The 20,586-nt window shown below is 64.4% G+C and carries 25 protein-coding genes; 18 read left to right on the top strand and 7 right to left on the bottom strand.

Annotated elements, in window-relative coordinates:
* The first annotated feature begins 263 nt into the window (after positions 1–263).
* The 4 genes from AC0L3J_RS10695 (at position 264) to AC0L3J_RS10680 (ending at position 3,037) form a co-directional block, all read left to right on the top strand.
* The gene (locus tag AC0L3J_RS10695) at positions 264–884 is read left to right on the top strand and encodes a TetR/AcrR family transcriptional regulator (protein WP_456765529.1); all 621 of its coding nucleotides are present in this window, start codon (positions 264–266) and stop codon (positions 882–884) included.
* Positions 885–936: 52 nt separating this feature from the next.
* A complete protein-coding gene (locus AC0L3J_RS10690; protein WP_456765528.1) occupies positions 937–2,130 on the top strand; it encodes an MFS transporter in 1,194 nt (397 codons plus the stop codon).
* 139 nt (positions 2,131–2,269) lie between these two features.
* Entirely contained in the window at positions 2,270–2,689 is a 420-nt protein-coding gene (locus AC0L3J_RS10685; protein WP_456765527.1) for a DUF4118 domain-containing protein, read from the top strand.
* Between the two features lie 138 nt (positions 2,690–2,827).
* Positions 2,828–3,037, top strand: a complete 210-nt coding sequence (locus tag AC0L3J_RS10680) for a hypothetical protein (protein ID WP_456765526.1) — start codon at positions 2,828–2,830, stop codon at positions 3,035–3,037.
* 257 nt (positions 3,038–3,294) lie between these two features.
* On the opposite strand, the gene AC0L3J_RS10675 is transcribed toward AC0L3J_RS10680, so the two are convergent.
* A complete protein-coding gene (locus AC0L3J_RS10675; RefSeq protein WP_456765525.1) occupies positions 3,295–4,266 on the bottom strand; it encodes a LysR family transcriptional regulator in 972 nt (323 codons plus the stop codon).
* 122 nt (positions 4,267–4,388) lie between these two features.
* On the opposite strand from AC0L3J_RS10675, the gene AC0L3J_RS10670 reads away from it, so the two are divergent.
* From AC0L3J_RS10670 to AC0L3J_RS10630, 9 genes are all read left to right on the top strand, one after another.
* Entirely contained in the window at positions 4,389–5,426 is a 1,038-nt protein-coding gene (locus AC0L3J_RS10670) for a class 1 fructose-bisphosphatase (RefSeq protein WP_456765524.1), read from the top strand.
* A gap of 12 nt (positions 5,427–5,438) precedes the next feature.
* Entirely contained in the window at positions 5,439–6,314 is an 876-nt protein-coding gene (locus tag AC0L3J_RS10665; protein ID WP_027516497.1) for a phosphoribulokinase, read from the top strand.
* A gap of 16 nt (positions 6,315–6,330) precedes the next feature.
* Positions 6,331–8,352 carry a transketolase gene (gene tkt / locus AC0L3J_RS10660; RefSeq protein ID WP_456765523.1) on the top strand — a complete coding sequence of 674 codons (2,022 nt, stop codon included), beginning with the start codon at positions 6,331–6,333 and terminating at the stop codon, positions 8,350–8,352.
* 14 nt (positions 8,353–8,366) lie between these two features.
* Positions 8,367–9,452 carry a class II fructose-bisphosphate aldolase gene (fba, locus tag AC0L3J_RS10655; RefSeq protein WP_456765522.1) on the top strand — a complete coding sequence of 362 codons (1,086 nt, stop codon included), beginning with the start codon at positions 8,367–8,369 and terminating at the stop codon, positions 9,450–9,452.
* A 31-nt stretch (positions 9,453–9,483) separates the two neighbouring features.
* Entirely contained in the window at positions 9,484–10,944 is a 1,461-nt protein-coding gene (locus AC0L3J_RS10650; RefSeq protein WP_027516500.1) for a form I ribulose bisphosphate carboxylase large subunit, read from the top strand.
* 11 nt (positions 10,945–10,955) lie between these two features.
* Positions 10,956–11,363, top strand: coding sequence for a ribulose bisphosphate carboxylase small subunit (locus AC0L3J_RS10645; RefSeq protein ID WP_007594833.1), 408 nt, complete (start codon positions 10,956–10,958; stop codon positions 11,361–11,363).
* Positions 11,364–11,461: 98 nt separating this feature from the next.
* Positions 11,462–12,397, top strand: a complete 936-nt coding sequence (gene cbbX, locus AC0L3J_RS10640; protein ID WP_456765521.1) for a CbbX protein — start codon at positions 11,462–11,464, stop codon at positions 12,395–12,397.
* Positions 12,394–13,131: a ribulose-phosphate 3-epimerase gene (rpe, locus tag AC0L3J_RS10635; RefSeq protein ID WP_456765520.1), complete on the top strand. Its 738-nt coding sequence runs from the start codon at positions 12,394–12,396 to the stop codon at positions 13,129–13,131. Before cbbX ends, rpe begins: the two co-directional genes overlap by 4 nt.
* Positions 13,132–13,340: 209 nt before the next feature.
* The gene (locus AC0L3J_RS10630; protein ID WP_456765519.1) at positions 13,341–13,553 is read left to right on the top strand and encodes a hypothetical protein; all 213 of its coding nucleotides are present in this window, start codon (positions 13,341–13,343) and stop codon (positions 13,551–13,553) included.
* A 115-nt stretch (positions 13,554–13,668) separates the two neighbouring features.
* Here AC0L3J_RS10630 and AC0L3J_RS10625 read toward each other — a convergent pair whose 3' ends face one another.
* Complete coding sequence (locus AC0L3J_RS10625) at positions 13,669–14,505, bottom strand: universal stress protein (RefSeq protein WP_456765518.1); 837 nt, start codon at positions 14,503–14,505, stop codon at positions 13,669–13,671.
* A gap of 209 nt (positions 14,506–14,714) precedes the next feature.
* Here AC0L3J_RS10625 and AC0L3J_RS10620 point away from each other — a divergent pair, with 209 nt between their 5' ends.
* On the top strand, positions 14,715–16,250 hold the full coding sequence (locus tag AC0L3J_RS10620) for a Do family serine endopeptidase (RefSeq protein WP_456765517.1): 1,536 nt from the start codon (positions 14,715–14,717) through the stop codon (positions 16,248–16,250).
* Positions 16,251–16,516: 266 nt separating this feature from the next.
* On the top strand, positions 16,517–16,879 hold the full coding sequence (locus AC0L3J_RS10615) for a hypothetical protein (RefSeq protein ID WP_456765516.1): 363 nt from the start codon (positions 16,517–16,519) through the stop codon (positions 16,877–16,879).
* Positions 16,880–16,885: 6 nt separating this feature from the next.
* Here the strand turns inward: AC0L3J_RS10615 and AC0L3J_RS10610 are convergent, their stop codons facing one another.
* Together AC0L3J_RS10610 and AC0L3J_RS10605 are read right to left on the bottom strand one after the other, a co-directional pair.
* The gene (locus AC0L3J_RS10610) at positions 16,886–17,200 is read right to left on the bottom strand and encodes a DUF6496 domain-containing protein (protein ID WP_473346851.1); all 315 of its coding nucleotides are present in this window, start codon (positions 17,198–17,200) and stop codon (positions 16,886–16,888) included.
* Between the two features lie 86 nt (positions 17,201–17,286).
* Complete coding sequence (locus tag AC0L3J_RS10605) at positions 17,287–17,481, bottom strand: DUF3072 domain-containing protein (RefSeq protein WP_456765514.1); 195 nt, start codon at positions 17,479–17,481, stop codon at positions 17,287–17,289.
* A gap of 115 nt (positions 17,482–17,596) precedes the next feature.
* Between AC0L3J_RS10605 and AC0L3J_RS10600 the strand changes: the two genes are divergently transcribed.
* Positions 17,597–17,818, top strand: a complete 222-nt coding sequence (locus AC0L3J_RS10600; RefSeq protein WP_456765513.1) for a hypothetical protein — start codon at positions 17,597–17,599, stop codon at positions 17,816–17,818.
* Positions 17,819–17,836: 18 nt separating this feature from the next.
* Complete coding sequence (locus tag AC0L3J_RS10595; protein ID WP_456765512.1) at positions 17,837–18,046, top strand: hypothetical protein; 210 nt, start codon at positions 17,837–17,839, stop codon at positions 18,044–18,046.
* Between the two features lie 91 nt (positions 18,047–18,137).
* On the opposite strand, the gene AC0L3J_RS10590 is transcribed toward AC0L3J_RS10595, so the two are convergent.
* Positions 18,138–18,386 carry a hypothetical protein gene (locus tag AC0L3J_RS10590; protein ID WP_007594791.1) on the bottom strand — a complete coding sequence of 83 codons (249 nt, stop codon included), beginning with the start codon at positions 18,384–18,386 and terminating at the stop codon, positions 18,138–18,140.
* A 95-nt stretch (positions 18,387–18,481) separates the two neighbouring features.
* Positions 18,482–18,739, bottom strand: a complete 258-nt coding sequence (locus tag AC0L3J_RS10585; protein WP_456765511.1) for a hypothetical protein — start codon at positions 18,737–18,739, stop codon at positions 18,482–18,484.
* A 138-nt stretch (positions 18,740–18,877) separates the two neighbouring features.
* Between AC0L3J_RS10585 and AC0L3J_RS10580 the strand changes: the two genes are divergently transcribed.
* Positions 18,878–19,099 carry a hypothetical protein gene (locus tag AC0L3J_RS10580; RefSeq protein WP_018456200.1) on the top strand — a complete coding sequence of 74 codons (222 nt, stop codon included), beginning with the start codon at positions 18,878–18,880 and terminating at the stop codon, positions 19,097–19,099.
* Here AC0L3J_RS10580 and AC0L3J_RS10575 read toward each other — a convergent pair.
* Positions 19,096–20,586, bottom strand: coding sequence for an HWE histidine kinase domain-containing protein (locus AC0L3J_RS10575; protein ID WP_085352570.1), 1,491 nt, complete (start codon positions 20,584–20,586; stop codon positions 19,096–19,098). The two genes, AC0L3J_RS10580 and AC0L3J_RS10575, sit on opposite strands and share 4 nt — an antisense overlap.

The following is a 20,586-nucleotide window of genomic DNA, read 5'->3' as shown; positions in this document are numbered from 1 at the left end:
GAGCGCAGCGAAGCAATCCAGTCTGCCGCCGCGGAGGGATTCTGGATTGCTTCCGCCTTCGCTAAAGCTTCGGCGGACAAGTCGCTACGCTCGCAATGACGATGTGGAGAGAGTGTGGGCCAAACTCCTCCCTGGGTAATGGGTCTTGGCCTTCGCCAGGACGACGCCGGAATTGGTGGTCATCAGTTTGACCCACACCCCATCACAACCAATTGTTTTTCGAGTGTCTTTATTCGGAAACAACCATTCCCTATTATCCCGCAATGCAAAAAGCCGCCCGCAAATCCCAGCCCATTGCCCGTCCGCCCGGCCGTCCCCGGGAGTTCGACATGGATACTGCGCTCGACAGGGCCGTCCGCGTGTTTTCCGAGCGCGGTTATCATGCCACCTCGATCGGCGATCTCACCGCGGCGATGCGGCTGGCGACCGGCAGCGTTTACAAGGCGTTTCGCGACAAGCATGCGGTGTTTCTCGCCGCCTTCGAGCGCTACGTCGCTCTGCGTCAGGAGCAGACCCGTAGCGCCGCGGCGAAAGGCGCCAACGGCCGCGAGCGGCTGCGCAACCTGCTATTGTCGTATGTAGAGCATTCCCAGGGCAGCGAGGGGCGGCGCGGCTGTCTCGTGGTCGGCAGCGCGGTCGAATTGTCCGCGGTCGATCCGGTGGTGGCCGCCCTCGTCAGCGCGCGGCTCGAGACCAACGAAGGCTTCATCGCCGGCCTCATTCGCGAGGGGCAGGCTGACGGCTCTATACCCCGCCATGTCGCCGCCGACGACACCGCGCGGCTGATGATCTGCATCACGCAGGGTCTGCGCGTCGTCGGCAAGGCGCGCCTTTCGCTCGACGGCAAGCGCCTGGTCGCCGTCGCGATGAAGCTGCTCGCCTGAATTTTTTGTCATATTAGGAAACAAGCGTTTCCTATATCTCGAGACTATGTGAATGACGATGAATGCGACGATCGAGACCGCCCCCGAGCCGGATGCGGTGTCGCAGCGACTGACCTTCGTGCTTGCCGCGGCCTGTGGCATGGTCGCCGCCAACATCTATTACGCCCAGCCGCTGATCGCCCCGATCAGCGCCGCGCTCGGCCTGTCGCATGAAGCGGCGGGACTGATCGTCACGATGACGCAGATCGGCTACGGCGTGGGGCTTCTCTTCATCGTGCCGCTCGGCGACCTCGTCGAGAACCGCACCCTGATCTGCTCCGTCATCACGCTCGGCGCGGCAGCCCTGCTTGCCGCGGGGGTCGCGTCCCACGCCCTGCCGTTCCTGATCGCCGCGCTGTTCATCGGGCTCGGCTCGGTCGCGGTGCAGATCATCATTCCCTATGCGGCGCATCTCGCGCCGGCGGCCATTCGCGGCCGCGTCGTCGGCAATGTCTCGACCGGCCTGATGCTCGGCATCATGCTGGCGCGGCCGGTGTCGAGCTTCGTCACGGCGATGCTGTCGTGGCACGCGGTGTTCTTCTGCTCGGCCGCACTGATGATCGTGCTCGCAGCCGTGCTCTGGATGACGCTACCGAAGCGCAAGCCGGTCGCGCGGATGCATTACGGCGAGTTGCTGCTGTCGATGCCGCATCTGGCGCGGACCACGCCACTGCTGCGCCGCCGCGCGCTGTACCAGGCCAGCCTGTTCGGCGCCTTCAGCCTGTTCTGGACCGTGACGCCGCTGCTGCTCGCGAGCGAGTTCGGCTTCACCCAGCGCGGCATCGCGCTGTTCGCGCTCGCCGGTGTCGCCGGCGTGTTCGCGGCGCCGATCGCGGGGCGGCTTGCCGATCGCGGCCACAGCCGCATGGCAACACTGGTCGCGCTGCTGCTCGCGGCCGTGGGCTTCCTGATCACGCATGTCGGCGCGCCCGGATCGGTGCTGAACCTCGCCTGCCTGGTCGTGGCCGCGATCGCGATCGACATCGGCGTGCAGGGCAACGTCGTGCTCGGCTTCCGCGCGATCTTCGCGCTGGGGCATGAGCACCGCAGCCGCCTCAACGGCCTCTACATGGCGACGTTCTTCACCGCGGGCGCGGCGGGCTCGGCGGTCGGCGCCTGGGCGTTCGCGCAAGGCGGCTGGACGCTGGCATCGGCCATTGGCCTCGCGCTGCCCGTCGCAGGCCTGGTCTATGCGGCCACCGAGTAGGGGCCACGGTCGCCTAAATTGTGCGATTCGGCCCGTTTACCAAGGCCGTCCGGCCGGCAATTTCCACCTCGCAGTTTCCCTGCCGCTGTAGTACTTTGGTCGCAAGCGAGCCTGGTTAACGGGCGGCAGGGGGAGGCTGATGAGGCGTGCGGGGCTGGTTGGCGTACCGCGGGTACGACCATGGTCGTGGCAGGCGTTTCTGCTTGGATTCGTCGTTGTCGCGATGTCGGCTGCGCTCCAGGGCGTCTGTGTCGCGCTCGGCGCAAAACTCTATTTCGCGGCGTTCCTGCCGAGCCTGTTCGTGCTCGGCATTGTCGCGGGCGCACCGACGGCGGCGTTGGCAGCGGTGCTCACCATTCCGCTGGTGTGGTGGGCGTTCATGCCGCCCTTCTTCGAGTTCAATTCACTGACCAGCGCGCATGCCGATTCCATCAAACTGTTCTGCCTGCTCGCCGTGCTGGTGATCGGCCTCGCCGATCTCTGCCGCGCGACGATGGCGATCATCAGCCGCGGCGGATTGAAGCCGCGCAGCGAGAGCGCGGCAACGAATTCGCAATAGATCGGCCTTGTACGGCCGCGCACGTTGCGCGCGGGCAACAGTCCGGAAACCATTCGCGCGCTTGCCGCGCGGCGCTAACTTTTCGAAAAAGATTTGGCCGCAATTTCTCCCCCGGGAATGACGAGGGAGTTTTCGGACATGAACGGCCCAATAACCGGTCACGCCATCTTGGAGAACGTGCGCCGCTACCGCGGTATCGCGTCGCTCTATCGCCAGACTGCTGCATTCCGTCCGGGCCAGAGCTGGTCGCTGCTCGAGCAGGCGAAGGATTGGGAAGCACGGGCGCTGCTGGAGCTGGAAGCCTATTTCGCCGCGCGCATGGATTACGCTGCGACCCGTGCGGCCTGATCGTTAACCATCGGCGCGGCCTTGGGCAGGCTCGCCGACGAGTCGGTCGTCGGGTCGTGCACGGAAAACACGGGTCGACTACGGAGTTATCTCGACGCCCGCCTATGCTAGCAACGTCCCGACAGAGACATCCCAATTCGGCCGGGGCAAGCGATGACCACCTTCAACCGCATCTTCACGACCGAGCGCCTGGTCCAGATCATCGTCATTCTCGCGGCCACGGTCGCGATGAAGCTGATGGGCTGAATTCCGGCAGGCTATCTCGCGCCGAATTCGGGCAATTCGGGCAGATAGTTCGACCCCTCCGATCCCAAGAAATCGAACATCGCCTGGGCCGGCGGCAACAGCACCTTGTCGCTGCGGCGGATCACGTACCATTGCCGCACGATCGGCAGGCCCGCGACGTCGAGCACGATCAGCCGGCCCTCGGTGAGCTCGTGCGCCACGGTGTGGGCCGAGATGAAGGCGATGCCGAGCCCGGCGATGACCGCCTGCTTGATGGTCTCGTTGCTGCTCATCTCCATGCCGATGATCGGCTCGAGATCCGACCTCTGGAACATGCCTTCCATCAGCGTCCGCGTGCCCGAGCCGGGCTCGCGGGTGAGGAAGGTCTCATGCACGAGGTCGGTGAGGTTGAGGCCGGAATCCTTCTCCAGCCAGTGCCCCTTGCGCGCGACGATGATGTGCGGATTGCGTCCGAGCTGCCGGACGTCGACGCTGACATCGGCCGGCGGCCGACCCATCACCGCGAAATCGAGATCGTAGCCGTGCATGGCCTCGCGGATCTCCTCGCGATTGCCGACAGTGAGCTTGAGCTCGATCTTCGGATACCGCTTCGAGAATGCCGCGATCGCGTGCGGCACAAAATATTTTGCGGTCGAGACAGCGCCGAGATGGACCGTGCCGCCGGTTCGCCCCGCAAGCAGGTCGAGCGAACCCTGGCAGTCGGTGATTGCGGCTTCGACGCGCTCGGCGAGGGTAAGCACCTCCTTGCCCGCTTCCGTCAGCAGCATGCCGTCGCCGGTCCGCTGCAGCAGCGGCAGGCCGGCGAGATCCTGAAGCTGGCGCAGTTGCTGGGTCACGGCCGGCTGCGTCAGGCCGAGCTGGCTGGAGGCTGCCGTGACGCTGCCCTTGGCCGCGAGCGCAGCGAGCGAGCGAAGCTGCCGGATCGTGAGATGCCGGAGCTGTGCCGCCGAGTGGGCATTATAAGATAATTCTTTGGCGGTCATTATGAATAGAAATTTTCCTTATTAAGCCGGCCCTGTCAATCTCATCGTTGTTGGCACTGACCGCACCGGACCTCCAGCGAGGAGGGAACTGGATACGGCACCAGCAAAGGGGATGGACGCAGATGACCGGGCAACTCAGGCTGGACGACCACCTTCAGCGGTATTCAGAAACGGCACCGCATGCGCTGGCCGTGGCAGCTGCGGTCGACGCCATCGCGGCAGCCGCGATCGAGATCGCCGATCTCATCGCCACGGGAGACCTTGCGGACGCCTCCGGCCTGACCACCGGCCGCAACAGCGACGGTGATGTCCAGCGCGATCTTGACGTGCAGGCGGATGCGATCCTGCGCCGCTGTCTCGCCAAGCTGCCGATCGCGGCACTGGCATCAGAGGAGATGCGCGAACCTCAGATCGGCGACCGCGCGGCCAAGATCTGCGTCGCGGTCGATCCGCTCGACGGCTCCTCCAACATCGACATCAACATGACCGTGGGCACGATCTTCTCGATCCTGCCGGCGCCCGATGATCTCGCGCTCGCCTTCCATCAGCGCGGCTCGGCGCAGCTCGCGGCGGGGTTCGTCACCTACGGCCCGCAGACCTCGCTGGTGCTGACGCTTGGCGAGGGCGTCGATATCTTCACGTTGGACCGCAAGTCCGGTTGCTTCCGTCTCGCGCGCAGCGCCGTGCAGATCTCCGAGACCTGCGAGGAGTTCGCGATCAACGCCTCGAACCGCCGGCATTGGGAACAGCCGGTGCGCGCCTTCGTCGACGAATGCCTCGCCGGTGTGGAAGGGCAGGCCAACCACAATTTCAACATGCGCTGGGTCGGCTCGTTGGTTGCCGAGGCCTATCGCATCCTCACCCGCGGCGGCGTGTTCCTCTATCCCTCCGATGCACGGCCGGGCTACGGCGACGGCCGCCTGCGCCTCGTCTACGAGGCGCACCCGATGGCTTACATCGTCGAGCAGGCCGGCGGCTCGGCGTCGACTGGGCGCGAACGCATCCTCGACCTCTCAGCGCAGAGCCTGCATCAGCGCGTGCCGCTGATCATGGGCTCGAGCAACGAGGTGCAGCGCGTCGAGGAACTCCATTGCGATCCCTTGCTGGTCGCCAGCGTCTCCGCACCGCTGTTCGCGCGGCGCGGCTTCTTCCGGCTGTAAGCGAGGCATCCCATGTCCAGGAAGCATCCGATCATCTCCATCACCGGCTCCTCCGGCGCCGGCACCACGTCGGTCAAGAAGACTTTCGAACAGATATTCTTCCGCGAGAAGGTCAACGCCGCCTACATCGAAGGCGACGCCTTCCATCGTTACGATCGCGTGGAAATGCGCACGCAGATGGCGAAGGAGGCCGATCGCGGCAACAGGCATTTCAGCCATTTCAGCCCCGAGACCAATCTGTTCGAGGAGCTGGAGCGGGCGTTCCGCGACTATGGCGAGACCGGTACGGCGACGACGCGGCACTATGTCCACGATGCCGAGGAATCCGCGCTGCATGGCGCCGCACCCGGCACCTTCACCGAATGGAAACGGCTGCCGGAGAGCTCCGACCTGCTGTTTTACGAGGGCCTGCACGGCGCGGTCGTCACCGACAAGGTCAACGTCGCGCGCTATGCCGACCTCAAGATCGGCGTCGTGCCCGTCATCAATCTCGAATGGATCCAGAAGCTGCACCGCGACCGCAGTGCGCGAGGCTATTCGACTGAGGCCGTCACCGACACCGTGCTGCGGCGGATGCCCGACTACATCCACTACATCTGTCCGCAATTCTCCGAGACCGACATCAACTTCCAGCGGGTGCCGACGGTGGACACCTCCAATCCATTCATCGCGCGCTGGATCCCGACGCCGGACGAATCGATGGTCGTGATCCGCTTCAAGAACCCGCGCGGCATCGACTTCCCCTACCTGCTCTCGATGCTGCCGCAAAGCTGGATGTCGCGTGCCAATTCGATCGTGTGCCCCGGCGCGAAGCTCGATCTTGCCATGCAGCTGATCCTGACGCCGCTGATCATGCAGCTCATCGAGCGCAAGCGAAACCTGAAGTGAACGAGGGGAGGATCCGATGAACATCTCCGTCCACGCCGACGCCGACCTCACGGCGGTCACGCACAACGATCTCGCCAACGCGGTCCGCTTCCTCGCGGTCGACGCCATCGAAGTCTCGCAATCCGGCCATCCTGGCCTGCCCATGGGCATGGCCGATGTCGCAACCGTGCTGTTCTCGCGCTTCCTGAAATTCGACTCGGCTCATCCCCATTGGCCGGACCGGGATCGCTTCGTGCTGTCGGCGGGCCACGGCTCGATGCTGCTCTATGCATTGCTCCATCTCACCGGCGGCGACGTCAGCCTCGACGACATCAAGGCCCTCAGGCAATGGGGCTCGAAGACGCCGGGCCATCCGGAATATGGCCATACGCCGGGCGTCGAGACGACGACTGGTCCGCTGGGGCAGGGGATTGCGACCGCGGTCGGCATGGCCCTCGCCGAGCGCATGGCCAATGCGCGGCATGGCGATGGCCTCGTCGACCACTTTACCTATGTGATCGCCGGCGACGGCTGCCTGATGGAAGGCATCAGCCAGGAAGCGATCTCGCTCGCCGGCCATCTCGGGCTCGGTCGCCTGATCGTGCTGTTCGACGACAATGGCATATCCATTGACGGCCCGACCTCGCTTGCGACCTCCGACGACCAGCTCGCGCGCTTCGCTGCCTCTGGCTGGTCGGTGCGCCGTGTCGACGGGCACGATCCCGAAGCAGTTGCGCAGGCGATCGCCGAGGAGCGTGAGAGCACAAGACCGTCGTTGATCGCTTGCCGCACCATCATCGGCTACGGCGCGCCGGATCGTCAGGGCACCGAGAAGGCGCATGGCGCGCCGCTCGGCACCGAGCAGACGGCCGCCGCGCGGCGAGCGCTCGGCTGGGACTATCAGCCCTTCGTGGTGCCTGTCACGATCCTGAAAGCATGGCGGATGATCGGGCAGCGCGGCCAGGTCGAGCGTCTCGCGTGGCTCGATCGCTATGAATGCGCGACGCCCGAGCAGCGCGACCTGTTTATCGAGGGCAAGGCGGTTGCCCTGCCGAACGCCTATGCCCAGGCCTCGGCGAAATTACGCGAACGCTTTGCCACCGAGCGTCCAAAGCTCGCGACGCGGCAGGCTTCGCAACAGGTGCTCGACGGCATCGCAGGGACGATCCCAGGATTTGTCGGTGGCTCGGCGGACCTGACGCACTCGAACCTGACGCATGCCAAGGCGCAGACCCCCGTCAAGCGCGGCGCGTTCGCCGGCGATTACATCCATTACGGCATCCGCGAGCATGGCATGGCCGCCGCGATAAACGGCCTCGCGCTGCACGGCGGCTTCATCCCCTATGGCGGCACCTTTCTCGCCTTCTCCGACTACAGCCGGCCAGCGATCCGCCTTGCGGCCTTGATGCGGATCCGCGTCATTCATGTGATGACCCACGACTCCATTGGCCTGGGTGAGGACGGCCCCACGCACCAGCCGGTCGAGCATCTCGCAGCGCTTCGCGTCATTCCGAACCTGCTTGTGTTCCGGCCGGCCGACGCGGTTGAGACGCTGGAAGCATGGGACTGCGCGCTCCAATCTGAAAATCGTCCCTCCGTGCTGTGCCTGTCCCGTCAGGCCCTGCCGACCTTCCGCAGCGATGTCCGCGGTAAGAACCGCGTCGCACGGGGCGCCTATCTCATCGTTTCGCCGGACGGCGGCCGCGACGTGACGCTCATCGCAACGGGTTCGGAAGTGTCTATTGCGCTGGAGGCGGCCCGCCTGCTCGCCACCGAGCACGTCCGCGCGGCCGTCGTCTCCGCGCCCTGCTTCGCGTTGTTCGAGGAGCAGCCGGAGGACTACCGCGCTGCCGTGCTCGGCACCGCGCCACGGATCGGCATCGAGGCGGCAGTTGCCGGCGATTGGCATCGCTGGATCGGCACTGACGGCGAATTCGTCGGCATGCGCGGCTTCGGTGCTTCGGCGCCCGCGCCAGTGCTCTACCGCGAATTCGGCATCACGCCGCAAAGCGTTGCGGAAGCCGCCCGGCGGGCGATGGCCCGCACAAGCAAGCAATAACAGGAGGAATTGTCGTGGCCCGTATAACCCTTCGTCAGCTACTTGACCACGCCGCCAGTCACGGTTACGCGGTGCCGGCGTTCAACATCAACAACATGGAGCAGGGCATCGCGATCATGCAGGCGGCGGCCGAGGTCGACGCGCCCGTCATCATCCAGGCTTCGCGCGGCGCACGCAGCTATGCCGGCGACCTCATGCTCTCGCACATGATCGACGCGCTGGAGCGGACCTATCCGGACATCCCGCTCTGCATGCACCAGGACCATGGCAATGACGAAGCGACCTGCGCCTCCGCAATTGCCCATGGCTTCACCTCGGTGATGATGGACGGCTCGCTCAAGGCCGACGCCAAGACCGCGGCTGATTACCACTACAACGTTGCGATCACTCGCCGCGTCGTCGATCTCGGCCATTGGGTCGGTGCCTCCGTCGAAGGCGAGCTCGGCGTGCTCGGCTCGCTCGAACATGGCGGCGGCGAACAGGAGGATGGTCACGGCGTCGAAGGCACGGTCAGCCACGACCAGCTGTTGACCGATCCAGACCAGGCGGTCGACTTCGTCCGCGCCACCAAGGTCGATGCGCTCGCGATCGCGATGGGCACTTCGCACGGCGCCTACAAGTTCAGCCGCAAGCCGGATGGTGACATTCTGGCGATGCGGGTGGTCGAGGAGATCCACCGCCGGCTGCCGAACACGCATCTCGTGATGCACGGCTCTTCCTCGGTGCCGCAGCCGCTCCAGGACATGTTCAACCAGTTCGGCGGCGAGATGCCGCAGACCTGGGGCGTGCCGGTCGAGGAGATCGTTCGCGGCATCAAGAGCGGCGTGCGCAAGGTCAACATCGACACCGACTGCCGATTGGCGATGACCGCGGTGTTCCGCAAAGTCGCGGCGCAAACGCGCTCCGAGTTCGATCCGCGCAAATTCCTCAAGCCCGCGATGGATGCGATGCGCGAGCTCTGCCGCGAGCGTTTCGAGCAGTTCGGGACCGCTGGCCACGCAAGCAAGATCAAGGTCATTCCCTTGAGCGAGATGGCGCGGCGCTACCGCGCCGGAGAACTCGATCCGCGCGTCGACGCTCGCGAGCCCGTCGCGGCCTAATCATTCAGAGAGAGAAGAGCAGGAGAGAGCCATGAATGCACATGCAGGAACCGTCCGCGGCAAGGAAAGATATCGATCGGGCGTCATGGAATACAAGCGCATGGGCTATTGGGAGCCTGACTACGTGCCAAAGGACACCGATGTCATCGCGCTGTTCCGCGTTACGCCGCAAGAGGGGGTCGACCCGATCGAGGCGTCGGCCGCAGTCGCCGGTGAATCCTCGACCGCGACCTGGACGGTGGTGTGGACCGATCGCCTGACCGCCGCCGAGAAGTATCGCGCCAAATGCTACCGCGTCGATCCGGTGCCGGGCACGCCGGGCTCGTATTTCGCCTACATCGCCTATGACCTCGACCTGTTCGAGCCTGGTTCGATCGCCAACCTCTCGGCCTCGATCATCGGCAACGTGTTCGGCTTCAAGCCGCTGAAAGCGCTGCGTCTGGAAGACATGCGCTTCCCGGTCGCTTATGTGAAGACGTTCCAGGGGCCGGCAACCGGCATCGTGGTCGAGCGCGAGCGGCTCGACAAGTTCGGCCGGCCGCTGCTCGGCGCGACCGTGAAGCCGAAGCTCGGCCTCTCGGGCCGCAATTACGGCCGCGTGGTCTACGAGGCGCTGAAGGGCGGGCTCGACTTCACCAAGGACGACGAGAACATCAACTCGCAGCCCTTCATGCACTGGCGCGACCGCTTCCTCTATTGCATGGAAGCGGTGAACCGCGCGCAGGCGGCCTCCGGCGAGGCCAAGGGCACCTACCTGAACATCACCGCGGGGACGATGGAGGACATGTATGAGCGCGCCGAGTTCGCGAAGGAGCTCGGATCGTGCATCGTCATGATCGATCTCGTGATCGGCTACACCGCAATCCAGTCGATGGCGAAATGGGCGCGGCGCAACGACATGATCCTGCATCTGCATCGCGCCGGTCACTCGACCTACACGCGGCAGAAGAGCCACGGCGTGTCGTTCCGCGTCATCGCCAAGTGGATGCGGCTTGCCGGCGTCGATCACATCCATGCCGGCACGGTGGTCGGCAAGCTCGAAGGCGATCCTAACACCACGCGCGGCTACTACGATGTCTGCCGCGAAGACTTCAACCCAACCAAGCTCGAACACGGCCTGTTCTTCGACCAGTCCTGGGCGAGCCTGAACAAGATGATGCCGGTGGCCTCCGGCGGCATCCACGCTGGCCAGATGCACCAGCTGCTCGACCTGCTCGGCGAGGACGTCGTGCTGCAGTTCGGCGGCGGTACCATCGGCCATCCCATGGGCATCGCGGCCGGCGCGATCGCCAACCGCGTGGCGCTGGAAGCGATGATCCTCGCCCGCAACGAGGGCCGCGACTATGTCCACGAAGGTCCGGAGATCCTGGCCAGGGCGGCCGAGACCTGCACGCCGCTGAAAGCTGCGCTCGAGGTCTGGAAGGACGTCTCCTTCAATTATGAATCCACCGACACGCCGGACTTCGTGCCGACCGCACTCGAAACCGTTTGAGGAGATTTGACATGAAGCTGACCCAAGGCTGCTTCTCGTTCCTGCCCGATCTGACCGACGACCAGATCACCAAGCAGGTGCAGTATTGCCTGACCAACGGTTGGGCCGTGAACATCGAGTTCACCGACGATCCGCATCCCCGCAACACCTATTGGGAGATGTGGGGCCTGCCGATGTTCGATCTCCAGGACGCCGCCGGCGTGATGATGGAGCTCGCCGAATGCCGCAGAGTGTATGGTGACCGCTACATCCGTCTCAGCGGCTTCGACTCCAGCCATGGCTGGGAGTCGGTGCGGATCTCGTTCATCGTCAACCGCCCGCCGCAGGAGGCCGAGTTCGAGCTTGTGCGGCAGGAGGTGGGCGGACGCGCGATCCGCTACACCACCGTGCGCCGGCAGCCCGCGCACGCGCCAACCTAACTCATTCTCCTCCGCGCGGAGCACTCCCTGCTCCGTTTCCTTGGCGGACCACTGCTTCGCCGCTCTCCCGCGGCGAAGCCCTTTTCTTCGAGGTGCCGATGCTGGATGTTTCCCATGCAATGACCACTGAGCCCGGCGAGACCAGTTTCGATCTCCGCAAGGAGGCCGAAGAGGCTGGAATCACCGGCACGCTGCAACAGCTCGAGCAGGAGCTGATCGGATTGAAGCCGGTGAAGAACCGCGTGCGCCAGATCGCGTCGCTCTTGCTGATCGAACGTATCCGGCAGCGCGCGGGACTGGCTTCGTCGCCGCCGACGCTGCACATGTCGTTCACCGGCAATCCCGGCACCGGCAAGACGACCGTCGCGCTGCGCATGGCAAAGATCCTGCACGGCCTCGGTTTCGTGCGGCGCGGGCAGGTGATCTCGGTGACGCGTGACGATCTCGTCGGCCAGTATATCGGCCACACCGCGCCCAAGACGAAGGAGATCCTGAAGAAGGCGATGGGCGGCGTGCTGTTCATCGATGAGGCCTATTATCTCCATCGGCCGGACAACGAGCGCGACTACGGCCAGGAGGCGATCGAGATTCTGCTCCAGGTGATGGAGAACCAGCGCGAGGACCTCGTTGTGATCCTTGCCGGCTATGGCGAGCGGATGACGAGCTTCTTCGCCTCCAATCCCGGCTTCCGTTCGCGCATCGCCCACCACATCGACTTTCCGGACTATGCGGAAGCCGAGCTGCTCGTCATCGCCGAGCTGATGCTGAAGGAACGGGGTTATCGCCTGTCGAAGGCGGCGCGTGAGGCGTTCGAGAAATACATCGCGCTGCGCCGGACGCAGCCGTTCTTCTCCAATGCGCGCTCGATCCGCAACGCCGTCGACCGCATCCGGCTGCGGCAGGCCGATCGCCTGGTGTCCGATCTCGACCGCATGCTCGAGATCGCCGACCTCGAAACCATCGATCCCATGGACGTCCTGGCGAGCCGCGTCTTCAGCGGCGGTGCGGACGCGCGGGGGAGTGCGAAGCCATGACCAGAGAAATCCTCATCGCGCCGTCGATCCTGGCTGCGGATTTCGCGCGCCTCGGCGAGGAGATCGTGGCGATCGACGCTGCGGGCGCCGACTGGATTCATTGCGACGTCATGGACGGGCATTTCGTCCCGAACATCAGTTATGGCGCGGACGTCATCAAGGCGATCCGGCCGCTGACGAAGAAAATCTTCGACGTGCATCTCATGATCGCGCCGGCCGATCCCTATCTCGAGGCGTTCGCGAAGGCCGGCGCGGATGTCATCACGGTGCATGCCGAAGCCGGTCCGCACCTCGATCGCTCGCTCCAGGCCATCCGCGCGCTCGGCAAGAAAGCCGGTGTCAGCCTGTGTCCGGCCACTCCCGAAAGCGCGATCGAGTATGTGCTCGATCGTCTCGATCTCGTCCTGGTGATGACGGTCAATCCGGGTTTTGGCGGCCAGTCCTTCCTCGGGTCCCAGCTCGAGAAGATCGCGCGCATTCGAAGCATGATCGGCGACCGGCCGATCCGGCTCGAGGTTGACGGCGGGATCACGCGCGACAATGCCGCGGCCGTGGCCGCTGCGGGCGCCGATACGCTTGTGGCGGGTTCCGCCGTGTTTCGCGGCAGGAGCAGCGCGGACTATGCCGGCAACATTGCGGCCATCCGCGCGGCTGCGGAAGCGGGCAGGGTTCCGAAGCTGCAACAGAGTTCGGTGCAGACGATCCGGGCCGGCGAGCCCGCGCTCATCCGGTAGGCTATGGGATACAGGCGGAGCGAGCCCCTACCCGAATGGCTGGGCCCGGACATATTGAGTCCGCGCTGATTGGAACTTTCGCCCGAACACGCGTTTGCCTAAAAACAAGCGCGTCTAGCGCGCGGCGGGCGCAGCAAATCTTTTGCACAACCGCCATCGGCCTGACGCAAATAAGGGCAATAAGCTCTGTGAATGCGAGGGAGGGTCTGATGGATAACGTACGTCGCTACCGCGCGCTAGCGTCCCTCTGTCGTCAGCAGGCCGCCTACCGGCCGCTCCAGAGCTGGGAACTGCTCGGCCAGGCCGAACATTTCGAATATCTCGCCGAAGTCGAACTCAAGGCGCATTTCGACGCGTGCAATGCGCCACACGACCAGGATGGCGTCGAGGCCACGGCGTGGGAGAGGCCCGCCGCGGCGTGACGGTCCAACTTGTTCGAACATGACCTGAACCTGCCGACGGCGGCACCGCTCAAGGACGCGGTTGTCAGCCCGAACGACAAGGCTTGTGACCGGCCCGACCTGGATCAGCCCTCGATTAATGCGACATCAGCGTCGGGACGGTCATGGCTTCCAGCATGGCGCGGGTGACGCCGCCGAGGAATCGCTCCTGCAATCGCGAATGGCCGTAGCCGCCCATGACCAGGAGATCGAGGTTCTCATCGGCTGCCAGCGACAGCATGGTCGGCTGAATGTCGGAGCGCGCCGCCGACAGGTTGACGGTACGGGTCGATAGTCCGCGCCGGCCGAGATGCCTTGCCAGATTACGGGTCGAGACTTCGTCGGGAACCATGTCTGTCTCATTGATCGCAATGATCACGATCTCCTCGGCGCGGGCCAGGAACGGTGCGGCGTCGCGCATGGCGCGGGCGGCGAGGCGGCTGCCATCCCAACAGATGCCGATCCGTTTCGCCTTGAACGCTCCACGGAAGGTGTACGGCAGGAAAAGCACCGGGCCGCCCGCCTGGAACAGGATCTCGCGGGGCACATCGTTGTCGAGTGAGCCTTGCGCCGGATCCGGCTGGAGCACGATGCTGAGATCGTGCAGCCGCGCCATCTCGCCGAGCAAGCCGACCGCATCCCCCGGCATCGCCCCGAGCGGTTGGCACGTGTAGGAAATGCCGGCGTTCATCGCTTCGCTCTTGAATACCGCGAGCGCCGCCTCGGCCCGCTCCACTGCGCTTTCGCGCTCCATCTCGAACACCGCCGCCACGGCAGCGCCGCCCTCCATGATATAGGCCGCGCTGGTTGCCACATAACCAACCGCGACTGCATCGAGATGGGCGTTGAGGCCCGCTGCGAGCGAGATCGAGCCGTCGATCACCGGGCGCATCGGCCTCTCGGTGGGGATGTGGACGAGAATGTCTTTGTACATGACGTGCCTCCGATGGACATCATCCGGTGGCCGCAGTCTTTCACGGTGCGCAGGGCCCGCGTTGAGCTGCATCAAACGTGCAGCCTCGAGTTTTGGACGTGTGCCGGCCCCGGCTACTTTGCCAAGATTTAATCGCGTGGACGGGACGCTGTAAGGTGGCGACCACCATGTTGGGTGCAAGGCGACTTACCCAACATGGACATATCGACATGAACGATCGCGTCAATTCCGACACCACAACGTCCCGCAAGGTCCTGAGGCCGCGCCGGCTTGCGCTGCTCGGCACCGTGGCCGCGCTTGGCCTGGCCGTGCTGGCGACTGCTCCCGGCTCTTCGCCGTTCAGCGCGAGCTCCTTCATTGCGCCCGCCCAGGCCGCGGAGAGCGCCGCGACACCGCCGGGCTTCGGCGACCTCGTCAGCAAGGTCAAACCCGCCGTCATCTCGGTGCGGGTCAGGATCGACCAGGACAACGACAAGAGCGCGATGCTGCAACAGAACCGGATGGATTCGGACGAGGCATCGCCGTTCGACCAGTTCTCGCGGCAATTCGGCTTCCGCGGCCCTGGCATGGAAGGGATGCCGCGCCAGCACCGCCAGATGATCACGGGTGAGGGCTCCGGCTTCTTCATCTCCGCCGACGGCTATGCCGTGACCAACAACCACGTCGTCGATCACGCCGAGTCGGTGCAAGTGACGATGGACGACGGCACGATCTACAGCGCGAAAGTGGTCGGCACCGATCCGAAGACGGATCTCGCGCTGATCAAGGTCCAAGGCAAGAAGGATTTTCCGTTCGTCAAATTCTCCGACCAGAAGCCGCGCATCGGCGACTGGGTGGTCGCCGTCGGCAATCCCTTCGGCCTCGGCGGCACCGTGACCGCCGGGATCGTCTCGGCCAGCGGCCGCGACATCGGCAACGGTCCCTATGACGACTTCATCCAGATCGACGCGCCGATCAACAAGGGCAATTCCGGAGGCCCGGCCTTCGACATGAACGGCAACGTGATCGGCGTGAACACTGCGATCTTCTCGCCCTCCGGCGGCTCGGTCGGCATCGGCTTCGACATTCCGGCCTCGACCGCAAAGCTCGTCATCGCACAGTTGAAGGACAAGGGCGCGGTCACACGCGGCTGGCTCGGCGTGCAGGTGCAGCCGGTGACGTCGGATATCGCCGACAGCCTCGGCCTCAAGGAGGCGCGCGGCGCGATCGTCGACAATCCGCAGGACGGCAGCCCGGCGGCGAAGGCGGGCATCGAGGCGGGCGACGTCATCACCGCCGTCAACGGCACCGCGATCAAGGATTCCCGCGATCTCGCCCGCACCATCGCCACCCTGGCGCCGGGCACGTCCGTGAAGCTCGACGTCGTCCACAAGGGCGACAGCAAGACGGTGACATTGGCGCTCGGCGAGTTGCCGAACGAGCGGCAGGCAAGAGCCGACGAGGGCAAGTCGCAGCCAGATGCCGGCATGCCGCCGCGTCTCGGGCTCAGCCTGGCTCCGGCCGGCGACGTGCAGGGCGCCGGCCAGAAGGGCGTCGTCGTCACCGAAGTCGATCCGCAAGGGCCGGCCGCGCAGCGCGGCATCCAGACCGGCGACGTCATCCTCAATGTCGGCGGCAAGGCCGTCGCCAATATCGGCGATGTCCGTTCGGAGCTGGCGCAGGCGAAATCGTCCGGCAAGCGCAGCGTGCTGCTGCAGGTCAGAAGCGCGCAGGCGACCCGGTTCGTGGCGGTGCCGCTCGCATAAGGCGAACGTCGATCGGCGCCAGTCCAAAAAGGCGGCCCAAGGGCCGCCTTTCCTGTTCGCTTTCAGGATTCCGGATGCCCGCCGATAACATTCTCGTTAACGGCAGGGAGGATGACCCGGTTCGTCCGAAAAAGCCGTGTTCGCCCATCACAATTGCGGATCTCGTATGGACTCGGCGGCAATGAAGCCGCCGACGATTGCAAGCGTGGAACTTCGAACTTGCCGCCGCTGAGCCGGCCGGCAATTCGTATTTGATCGGTGCCGACATGGATCGATTGAAGCTCTCGCTGAGGACTGCGCTGCTCGTGGCGCCATTCGTGCTGTGGGGTGGAAACGCTCTCGGGCGTGACGACGGCCGTTACGCGGACTCTCCCCTCAAGCCATGGTTCGACGGCCTGCGCAGCCATCTCGGTCCGTGCTGCTCAGATGCGGATGGGTTTGCCGTCGCCGATCCCGATTGGGACTCGCACAATGGACATTATCGCGTGCGGCTCGACGGCGAGTGGGTCGACGTCCCGGACGAAGCCGTGATCACCGAGCCGAACCGGGCCGGCCGCACCATGGTGTGGCCGGTGAAGACCGCGTTCGGGGTTTCGATCCGCTGCTTCATGCCGGGCAGCATGATCTGACGGAAGTCAGCGCGACCGTTTGGAGGATTTGCGCTTCGACGTTTTCTTCGAACGCTTCTTGGTTTTCCTTGAGGTCTTCTTGGACGTTTTCTTTGACGTCTTCTTGGACGTCTTCCGCTTCGCGGCTTTCTTCGGGACCTTCTTGCCCTTCTTGCGCGCCTTCGACAGGCCGATCGCGATCGCCTGCTTTCGGCTCTTCACGCGTCCGCCTCGACCGCCAGGTCCGCTTTTCGCGGTACCCTTCTTGTAGCGCTGCATCTCGCCTTCGACATCGCTGCCGGAGCTGCGCGAGTAGCGGCGCTTCTTTGCCTTGCGTGCCATGCATGTTCTCCCTTGGCTTGGGAAAACAATCCGGGACAGGCATGGTTCCGAAAGCGCGCATGCACGTCCCGGATACGCGGCTTAGTCTAGAACGAATCCGCCAGCTCGATCTCGGCTTCCAGCACCTGAATGCGCCGCGCTGCCTCGCTGGAGGACAGATCCCGCGCATATTGCGCGGGTTGATACGCCTCTTCGCTCAGTCGCTTCAGCCGGAGGCCCTGCGCCCGCGTCATCTGCTCGGTGAGGAAAGTCTTGGCGTCGTATTTACCCTGAACCTGCATGTCGCTTCTCCCTTCTGAAATCGTGACTTGACTATATGTTCTTATTTTGTTCTAACAAGTCATGGACAACAGAATTAATGAAATTCGACGTAAAATCAGCGCCTTGAGGCTGGAAATGGCCGATATCGAGGTGTCCGTCCGCGAACTCGTCGACCGCGAGCACGATTGCACAGAGAAGGCCTTGGCGCAGATGGATCTGCGCCGGAAAATCAATCTGCTGATCGGCGAATGGAAGGCTGCAGGCGGCGGCGATGTCCTGCCGAATGTCCGCGACAGGATGAGCCTTCGTTCCGCGAAGGCATCAGGTCGTCCTCTGCGCGTGGTCGCGCGCCGCTGAAAGCTTTGGGAGCGCACGGTGGAGGAAGACCCGGATGCGTACCGGATTCTAAAACTGCGTGCCGAGATTCTCGAACTGGGCTCTGCGATCCGGCAGCTGCAACGCGAGGGGCTCGACGACGCCGCGGCCCAGCTCTTGATCGCGCGCAAGCGTGCACGACTCGATCATCTGGTGAACGCTGATCGCGCCGGCGTTCATCCTGACATCCTGGGAAGCCATCGTAGCTGAAGCGTGCGCGCAACGCGGCCCGAGAAAGTTCGTTGAAACACCAAAGCAAAAGGCCCCGCGATTGCGGGGCCTTCATGATGTCGGGGAACACCTACTTGGTGTTGCTCATGCCGCCCTTGTTGTTCGTCATGGTGCCGCCCTGGTCCGAGCCGGGGCCGGAGCCGCCCTGACCGGAGGGATCAGCACCCTTGGACGACTTGGTGTTGGCGCCTGTGGTGGTTTGCGACGATGACATCGAGGATCCGTGTTTTGCCTTGTGGGACTTGGCCTGCACGGCGAACGGTGCGGCGGCGAGGCCGGTGGCCAACATCACGGCAAGAGCGAGCTTAGTGGTCTTCATATGCGGGAACTCCCTGAGTTGAATTGACGCAGGCAGCCAACTGCCATTCGTCGCAGGAGTTCCGAACAAAGAAGTTCCGGTAAATCTCGCATCCTTCAAGATTGCTTGTCCTCTGCGAGCATGAATACGACGCCGGTCAGTGTCGCGCCGATCGCGAACGTCGTCACCAATGTGACGGCGCAAACGACAACGGCCTGCCTGCCGCCGTTGTTCAGCAAATTGGCGACGGCTGGATTGGACAGCACGAGCACGAGGCTGAAAGCGAGCCCGAGGGCTGCGCCCATCATGGCGTGCGTCATCAGCTTGACGAGCCCGCTCGGAGAGATCAGGTCCGACGACTTTTTCGCGCGCATGGAACTCTATCCCGATCTCGCAAGCAACGCCTGCGACACGCGCCGGTTCCACCCGCATGAAGGAATCGTTATCGCCCGCTTCATCCGACGTTCATGCCGGGTGGGCGAGAATGACCCTGCAACACGGGAACATTCGATATGGGTAAGGTGGTCTTTCTCTATCGCTCTCTGGCTTATCGTAACGCCGCCGCGGACATCCTCCGCAAAGCGCGCAAGCTGCCCCGCGGCGCGGAGCGAAGTGCTGCGTGCCGCTATGCCAAGGCTCTGCGCGATCTCGCCCAAACGGAAGCCTGGCTCGAAGGACGGGTCGCACGCGAGCCGCAAACGACGCAGCGCAGGAAGAGTGCGGCCTCCGGTTAGCCGGACGCGCGCTGCAATTCGGCGGAGCTGGCGGCTTCGAAGTTGCCGGGCGCCGTCGTCGCGGCAGTCTTGCGGACCAGCGGCACCTCGAGCCGACACAACAGACCCTCGGCGCGCCAATCGAATCGCGCCTGCCCGCCGAGCTGGGACTCGACGCTCGCAAGCAGGCTCCGCGTACCAAAGCCGCGGGATTTCGGCGTCATGACGAGCGGGCCGCCGGATTCCTCCCAGGTCAGCGTGAGCAGCTCATCCTCGACCTGCCAGCCGATCGCGAGCCGTCCCGTCCGCGTCGAGAGCGCGCCATACTTCGCCGAGTTGGTGAAAAGCTCATGCAGCGCCAGCGCCAGCGTCTGGGCGGTTGCCGGCAGCAACTGAACTTCGGACCCCGCCAATTTGATCTGGCCGCCGAGGGAATAGGGCGCGAGCTCCTCGTCGATCAACTTCGAGAGTTCGGCGCCCTGCCAGCTCGATAGCGACAGGATCGTATGCACGCGCGCCAGTGCATTGATGCGTCCCTCGACGGCGCTGACATAGGCTTTGACCTCGTCGGCGCGGGTGAGGCGCACGATCGATTGCGCCAGCGCCAGCGCATTCTTGGCGCGATGATCGACCTCCCGCGCCAGGAGAGTCTGCCGTTCCTCGGCGCGCTTGCGTTCGGTGATGTCCACCGTCACGCCGCTGACGCGCATGACCCGACCGCTATCGTCAACCGTGGCGGCGGCCGTGCCGACACACCAGCGCACATCGCCGTCGGGCCGCACGATGCGGAACTCCGTTTCATAGGAGCGTGTGCCCTTGTTGAATTCGGCGATCGCCTTGCGCAACTGATCGACGTCATCCGGATGCAACAGCGCCTGAACATTGGCCGGGTTCACTTCGAAGCTCTCCGGGCCAACACCAAAGATGCGGTATTGTCCCTCGTCCCACATCCAGTCGCCGGTGATCCAGTCCCAGTCCCACGAACCCATCTTGCCGGCGGCGATCGCCATGCTGCGCCGCTCTTCGCTCTCGCGGAGCTTTGCGGTGGAATTCTCCAGCTCGGCGGTGCGTGCACGCACGCGGTCCTCCAGATCCTGGTTCAGCCGTTCGAGTTCGCGCGTCTTGCGATAGAGCTCTGCAAACACTTTGACCTTGGCGCGCAGCACCTCCGGCACGACCGGGACCGGGACATAGTCGACGGCGCCCATCTCGTAACCGCGCAAGCGGTCGATGTCGCTGACTTGAATGGCCGAGATGAAAATCATCGCGGTCTTCTGGAAGCGCGGGTGCTCGCGGATCATCGCGGCGAGCTCGAAGCCGTCGAGCTCGGGCATGCAGACGTCGACCAGGATCACCGCGATCTCGGTCTTGAGCAGCACCTCCAGAGCCTCGCGACCGGACGAAGCGATCACGAGGTTCTGGCCGAGATCCTTCAGGATCACCTCATAGGCGAGCAGCTTGGCCGGCTGGTCGTCGACGAGGAGGATGTTGACCTTTTCGTGGTCCAT

The organism is Bradyrhizobium sp. Kon37 (assembly GCF_055807535.1).
Note: the sequence above shows the minus strand (reverse complement) of the source record. Positions and strands in the feature narration are given on the sequence as shown.